The following is a 6,560-nucleotide window of genomic DNA, read 5'->3' on the forward strand; positions in this document are numbered from 1 at the left end:
CATCGCGCGAAGGCGGCGCAGTTGTTCGCCCATGGCCGACCACACTGAAAGGTCCCCCGAATGAAGGCGCGCGACATCATGGCCGGCGGCGTCCGCAGCGGCGATCTCTTCCATGATCTCATCGAGCGACATGCGCGCCGTATTCACCACGCGCGCGCCTTCGGGGCAGTGCTGAAGCAGCGCTTCGGGCACGAGGGAACCCGCATAGAGGCAAACCGGGCAAGCCGCGATCAGGTCCCGCCCCCGCAACGTGATAAGGTCGGGCGCGCCCGGCCCCGCGCCGATGAAATGTACCGTCACCTGTCGTTCCCTTCGCTTTCGGCAATCGCCGCCGTCGCCATACCATCACCCGAGATCACCCGCACCGCAACCAGCCGCCCCCCCGGCCCCACCGCGGCCAGCGCCGCCGCTTCGCAGAGCGACCCGGTCCCGAAACGGTCCTGAATGCGCNGCGATTGGGTCGGCGTCATCAGGCCGCCGATATCTTCTACCCGCACCCCGAGGCCGGGGAGGCCACGCGCCTGCGCCACTTCCCGGAAAACAGGGGCGCGCGCCTTAGCGGCTTCGGTCACCAGCGCATCGATCGCCCCGCCCGCTTCGGCCAAGGCGCGGTCCAGCGCATCGTTGATCGCGGCTGCATCCGCCGCGCCCCGGAAGCCAATCCCAGCCACCCTCATGTCGTTGTCGCCCATTGCACGACCGGCCGCGCCGCCGTCCAGCCGCGCAGCGTACCCAGTGGTTCGGCCTGCGCGGTCTCGATCCTGAGCAACGTGCCGCCGCGGCTGGCCTGCTGTTCGATCAGCAGCGCCTCGGTCTCCAGCGTGACGCCATTCGCCACGATCCGCACCCCTGCGGGCAAGGCGGCAAAGAGCGTATCGAAGAGCCGCGCGGAAGCACCCCCGCCGACAAAGACCGCGTTCGGTTTTGCCAGGTCGTGGATGAGCGACAGTGAATCGCCCGCGTGGATCTGTATCAGATGTTCGATCCCGAACGCCTCGGCATTGCGGCGCATGGCGTCGAGGCGTGCGGGCTTCATCTCCACCGCTTCGGCGCGCCCCCCGGCGAGGCACCATTCAACAGAGATCGAGCCGGAGCCTGAGCCCAAGTCCCAAAGGCGTTCACCGGGGCGCGGGCAGAGGCTGGACAGCGTTACCGCGCGAATGGGCCGTTTGGTGATCTGATGCCCATCGCTCGCAAAAAGCGCATCGGAAAGACCAGAGGTCCGCGACAGCCCAACGTCTTCGGGCAGTTCGACAGCCACGGCCACCGGCGCGGAAATATCGTTGAGGTCAAACACGGCGGCTGTGGTCTTGCGAATGCGCTCCCTCGGCCCGCCCAGCGCTTCTAGGACATGCAGGGTTGCCGTCCCGGCCCCCTCCCCGGTAAGCCAACGGGCCAGTTCCGCCGGGGCGTCGCCATCGCGCAACAGGCAGATGAGGCGCCTTCGGGGGGCGAGTGCGGGGCGCAAACGCGCCATGGGTGCCGCATGCAACCCCATGCAGCGCACTTCCTCCAGCCGCCAGCCCAGCCTGCCGGCAGCCAGCGCAAAGGTGGAAGGGGCGGGAAACACCCGCCATTCACCGGGTTCGAGATGTGCCGAAAGACTGCCGCCAGCCCCAAACCAGAACGGATCGCCCGAGGCGAGAACCGCCACCTGCTGCCCTCGCAGTGCGAGCACGGGTTCCACCGAAAACGGCACGGGCCAGGGGCGTCCCCGGCTGCCGACCTCTGCCAGTTCAAGGTGCCGGGGCCCGCCGAAGACGATTTCCGCGCCATCCAGGGCCGCCCGGCTTGCCCCCGACAGACCGGCAAGGCTATCTTCGTTCAACCCGATGATCACGAGCCAGGGATCACCCATCATGCGCATCCTTCTGCTCGGCGGTACGACCGAGGCCAGTCAAATGGCGGGCCTGCTGGCTGCCGCGGGGATCGATGCGACCTTTTCCTACGCGGGGCGTACCCGCGCGCCGGTTTCCCAGCCCCTGCCCACGCGGGTTGGCGGCTTCGGCGGGGTCGAGGGGCTTCTGCGTTACCTTGAGGGCGCAGCGATCACCCATGTGATCGACGCCACACATCCCTTCGCCGCAGGGATGACACGCAACGCCCACGACGCCTGCACGCAACTGGGGTTGCCGCTGGCAAGGCTGGAGCGCCCCGCTTGGCATCCCGGGCCAGAGGATGACTGGACCTTCGTACCCGGGGTGGAGGATTTGCCCGCCGCCCTGCCCGAACAGCCTGCCCGTATCTTTCTGGCGATCGGCAAACAGCATATCGGATTGTTTGCTACGGCGCCCCACCACCACTATCTGTTGCGATTGGTGGATCCGCCCGAAGGCGCGCTGCCCCTGCCGGATACGGCCATCGTACTGGCGCGTGGGCCTTTCGATGTGGCGGGGGACCGCGCGCTCATGGAAACCCACGGCATAACCCATGTGGTTGCGAAGAATGCCGGCGGCAGCGGCGCGCGGGCCAAGCTGGATGCCGCGCGTGCCTTGCGCCTGCCCGTCATCCTCGCCCAGCGACCGGAGGTGCCCGGCGGCCACGTCCTCGCGCAGCCGGAAGCCGTATTGAGCTGGCTGCGTCATTCGGCCCCGCGCGGCGTATAGACATGCGGGCCGACCCGCCGAGTCGCGGCATTGCCGACCAGAACGACCGTTCGCATATCAGCCATTTCGGGCGTGGCTTCCCCCAGTTCGACGGTCCTGATCGTCTGGTCCGGGCGGCTGACGTTGCGGGCGAAAATGATCAGCCGTTTCGGGCCACATTCTTCGCGGAGAATATCGAGCGCCTGACCGAACTGATGCGGGCGCGATTTGGACCGGGGATTGTAGAAGGCCATGGCGAAATCGCCCCGGGCCGCCATGCGCAGGCGATGCTCGATCAGGGACCATGGCTTCAGGTTGTCGCTGAGGTTGATGGCGCAGAAATCATGGCCCAGCGGTGCGCCTGCCGCCGCCGCGGCGGCCAGCATGGCCGTGATCCCGGGCAGAACGCGGATCTCTGTGCCCATGTATCCGGGATGCGCTTCAAGCCCTTCGAACACGGCAGAGGCCATGGCGAAAACCCCCGGATCACCGGAAGAGACCACAACGACCCGCCGCCCTTCGGACGCGAGCCGCAGGGCAAGTTCCGCGCGCTCCAGCTCCACCCGGTTGTCGCTGGGATGCAGCGTCAGCCCAGCGGCGGGTGCGATCCGTTCGACATAAGGGATGTATCCGATGATATCCGTCGCCTCGGCTAGCGTTGCGCTGACCTCGGGCGTCACCAGATCGTCGCGCCCGGGGCCAAGGCCGACAACCGCGACCCAGCCGCTCACTCCGGTGCCTCCGGGCGGCGGCCCTTTCCGTGCACCAGCACGATGGCGAAATACGGGCAATCGGCATCGTCCACCTCGGCCAGTCGCGCGATGCGCTGGCCGGGCATCGTGCCCTTCTCAACGAGCCACGCCTGATCAAGCCGCCCGGCCCGGTCCAGCGCCCGGCGCACGGCGGGCAGGTTACGGCCCGTTTTCATCACGACCAGCGCATCGGCGCGGTCCATATGGCCTGCCAGTTCATCCTCCGGCAGGGTGCCCATCAAAACGGTGAGCACATCGTCACCCCATGTAAAGGGCGTATCCAGCGCGTTCCAGCAGCCCACCATACCCGGAATGGCAGGCAGCACCTCCACCTCGGCCCGGCCCTGAAGGCGGGTGTGCAGATGCATGAAGGATCCGTAAAAGAACGGGTCGCCTTCGCAGAGCACGACGACGTCATGCTGCCCGGCGAGTTCGGCCAGCTTGTCCGCCCAGTGTTCATAGAACGCCACCATTTCGCGGCGGTATTCTTCGGAGCCGAAGTGCAGTTCGGTCGTGACGGGATATTCCATTGGGTATTCGGTCACGCCATCGGCCAGCATTCCGGCCACCATGCTCCGCGCCTGCCCCTCGCGCCCCTTCTTGCGGAAATAGGCGACATGGCGGGCGCCCCGGATCACCCGGTCGGACTTCACGGACATCAGTTCGACGTCGCCGGGGCCGAGCCCCGCGCAAATGATGCGGCCCATGTCCTACTCCACCCTGCTGGCGAGCGCATTGACCGCCGCGACCGTGATCGCCGAGCCGCCCAGCCGCCCTTCGACGATCATCGAAGGCACGGGCAGATCCTGCATCAGCGCATCCTTGCTTTCGGCCGCCCCGATGAAACCCACGGGACACCCGATGATGGCCGCCGGGCGGGGGCACTCGGGATCCTCCAGCATGTTCAGCAGGTGGAACAGCGCCGTCGGCGCGTTGCCGATGGCCACCACGGCGCCGGATAGATGGGGCCGCCAGAGTTCCAGCGCTGCGGCGGAGCGGGTGTTGCCCATCTGCGCGGCAAGGTCGGGCACCTTCGGATCGCGCAGGGTGCAAATGACCTCGTTGTCGCGGGGCAGCCGTTTGCGGGTGATCCCTTCGGAGACCATGTAGGCGTCGCACAGCACCGGCGCGCCCTCCTCCAGCGCGGCCCGCGCGGCGATGGCCATGCCTTCGGAAAAGCGGATGGCCGCTTCCAGGCCCACCATGCCGGCGGCATGGATCATGCGCACGGCGACGATCTGCTCCTCCGGAGTAAAGCGGGAAAGCGCCGCTTCCGCCCGGATGGTAGCGAAGGACTGGCGGTATATCTCCGCCCCGTCGGTGATGTAGCTATGTGGCATCGGCTTCCTCTTTCAGCACGCGGGCAAGTGCGGGCATATCCAGCCTCCGGCGATCCGGTCGGGCGTCGGCGCGGCCGTTTCGGACCAGATCAAATCCCTCGGGTCCCGGTATCAGCGTAAAGTCGGCGGGCTTGGCGTGGGCACAGCCCTTGGCGCAGCCCGACACATGGAGCTTGCGCCCCGGCGGGACCAAAGGCGCGAGCGTCCGGGCCGTTTGCCGCGTCTCTCCCCGCGCCTGCAGGCAGGCGGGATGCCCGACGCAGGCCACGACCCGCAGCAGCGGATCATCCCCGCGCGTGATGAGGCCGGGAAGGTCGGGTGCCTGCCCAAGTCCCTCGATCAGGACCATGCGCCAGGGCGTCAGCCGCACGTCTCCCAGCCGGGACAATTCGCGCAACGTCGCGGCATCCATCTGGCCGAAGGCGAGCGCGACGAGGTATCCGTTTTCCTGCGGTCCCGGGACGGGCGTCGCGGGAGCATCCGTTGACACAGGCGCAACGTAGCCCGGCGGCAATGCGGCGCCCTGCGCCACAAGGTGCAGCATCCGCCCTGTTGAAAAGCCGCCCGCCCCGGCGAACCAACGGGTCAGTGCAAGCATTTCCGGTACAGCATCCGCCTCAGCCACGGGCTTGCCGAAAGCGGCGCCATCGGGGCGCAGGATCAGCCCGGCTTCGGGGTGACGTTCCAGCCGGATGTCGCCGGGCGCATCCCGAAGCAGCGGCACGGGCCCAGCATCCAGAACATAGCCGAATTTCGAGGAGAGGACCGGCAGCGACGGATCGGCGAGCGCATCCTCAAGTTGGGCGCTGGTTTCCATGCAGGCGCCAAACGGATGGTGCAGCACGTTGCGCCGCGCCTCCGCCTCTGCATCATCGTCCAGCAGGCCAAGGGCGCGCAGCCCTGTCAGCAGCCCTTCGTGTCCCTCTTCGCTCACCCCCCGCATCTGCAGGTTCGCACGACTGGAAAGGTCGAGCATGCCGTTGCCATGCATTTCCGCAAGCTCTGCCACTCCGGCGGCCTGTTCACGCGAGAGACGCCCGAGCCGCGGGCGCAGCCGCACAACGAGCCCGTCGCCGGAAAGCATCGGGCGCAGCGCGCCGGGGCACCAGCCGCGTACGGCGGGACTCGTCGTGTTCTGCGCGGCCGCGTTCATCGAACCGCGTCCATCCCGGCGGAGATCGAATTTCGCCGTGTCACCCAGAGCCCCGCATCGCGCAGCGCTTCGAACCGGCGACGCAAGGCGTCCAGCGCGGCGGGGTTTTCCCTTTCCATGAACTCCACCAGATCATTCCGGCCCAATGTCGCCTCGTAATAGAGATCGAACAGATGCGCGGAGACCTCCCGCGTGAGATGAGCAAAGGCGGCAAGGTTGTCCAATGTCGCGGTGATCTCGGCGGCGCCGCGATAGCCGTGGCGCATCATGCCGCTTGCCCAGCCGGGGTTGGCAGCGCGCGCGCGGACGACGCGGGCGACCTCTTCTGGCAGGGTGCGGGCGCGGGGATCGTTCAGGCGGGTGCTGTCGACGTGGTACATCGCCGGGGCCTCTGCCCCCAGGTGCGCCATCGCGGCGGCAAAGCCGCCTTCGTGGTCCGCGTAATCCGCCGCCAGCAGGATGTCGGTTTCCGCCAGATCCTGAACATGGGCAAAGCCATCCGCCGATCTGAGCCGCGCCTCGAGCGCGTGACGATCCTGCCGCGCCGTACCCTGCGCATCGATGGCCCATTCGGAACCCTTGAGCCACGCCTGCCCCGCCGCTTCGCGGCCCGCATCGGTGTAATCGTGCAGCGCATGGGCCATTTCCATGCCGTAAAGGCCGGGTTTCGGGCCAAAGACCCGGGGCGCGTGCTGAAGATAGGGGTTCATGTCCGCCGCTTCCTCTCGCT

The 6,560-nt window shown here is 67.7% G+C and carries 9 protein-coding genes; 1 reads left to right on the forward strand and 8 read right to left on the reverse strand.

Features of this window, described 5'->3' with window-relative positions; translation table 11 throughout:
• From A3764_RS09700 to A3764_RS09710, 3 genes are all read right to left on the reverse strand, one after another.
• Positions 1–300: SAM-dependent methyltransferase (locus A3764_RS09700; RefSeq protein ID WP_236628161.1), on the reverse strand; the 300-nt coding region annotated here is incomplete at its 3' end.
• Positions 297–692: a cobalamin biosynthesis protein gene (locus tag A3764_RS09705; protein ID WP_443069369.1), complete on the reverse strand. Its 396-nt coding sequence runs from the start codon at positions 690–692 to the stop codon at positions 297–299. The genes A3764_RS09705 and A3764_RS09700, both read right to left, overlap by 4 nt.
• Entirely contained in the window at positions 674–1,858 is a 1,185-nt protein-coding gene (locus A3764_RS09710) for a bifunctional cobalt-precorrin-7 (C(5))-methyltransferase/cobalt-precorrin-6B (C(15))-methyltransferase (RefSeq protein ID WP_067926540.1), read from the reverse strand. The genes A3764_RS09705 and A3764_RS09710 overlap by 19 nt, the downstream gene beginning before the upstream one ends.
• Before the next feature lies 1 nt (position 1,859).
• Here A3764_RS09710 and A3764_RS09715 point away from each other — a divergent pair, with 1 nt between their 5' ends.
• A complete protein-coding gene (locus tag A3764_RS09715) occupies positions 1,860–2,606 on the forward strand; it encodes a cobalt-precorrin-6A reductase (RefSeq protein ID WP_067926537.1) in 747 nt (248 codons plus the stop codon).
• Here the strand turns inward: A3764_RS09715 and cobJ are convergent.
• The 5 genes from cobJ to A3764_RS09740 form a co-directional block, all read right to left on the reverse strand.
• A complete protein-coding gene (gene cobJ, locus A3764_RS09720; protein ID WP_067926534.1) occupies positions 2,582–3,316 on the reverse strand; it encodes a precorrin-3B C(17)-methyltransferase in 735 nt (244 codons plus the stop codon). The genes A3764_RS09715 and cobJ overlap by 25 nt on opposite strands.
• Positions 3,313–4,044: a precorrin-2 C(20)-methyltransferase gene (gene cobI / locus A3764_RS09725; protein ID WP_067926531.1), complete on the reverse strand. Its 732-nt coding sequence runs from the start codon at positions 4,042–4,044 to the stop codon at positions 3,313–3,315. The genes cobJ and cobI overlap by 4 nt, the downstream gene beginning before the upstream one ends.
• A 3-nt stretch (positions 4,045–4,047) precedes the next feature.
• Entirely contained in the window at positions 4,048–4,677 is a 630-nt protein-coding gene (locus A3764_RS09730; protein WP_067926528.1) for a precorrin-8X methylmutase, read from the reverse strand.
• A complete protein-coding gene (locus A3764_RS09735; RefSeq protein ID WP_067926525.1) occupies positions 4,667–5,830 on the reverse strand; it encodes a hypothetical protein in 1,164 nt (387 codons plus the stop codon). Before A3764_RS09735 ends, A3764_RS09730 begins: the two co-directional genes overlap by 11 nt.
• Positions 5,827–6,560 (reverse strand): cobaltochelatase subunit CobN (locus A3764_RS09740; protein WP_201722420.1); only part of this gene is annotated, 734 nt, incomplete at its 5' end. The genes A3764_RS09740 and A3764_RS09735, both read right to left, overlap by 4 nt.

Origin of the sequence: Sulfitobacter sp. HI0129, assembly GCF_001635395.1 — a bacterium.
GTDB lineage: Bacteria > Pseudomonadota > Alphaproteobacteria > Rhodobacterales > Rhodobacteraceae > Sulfitobacter.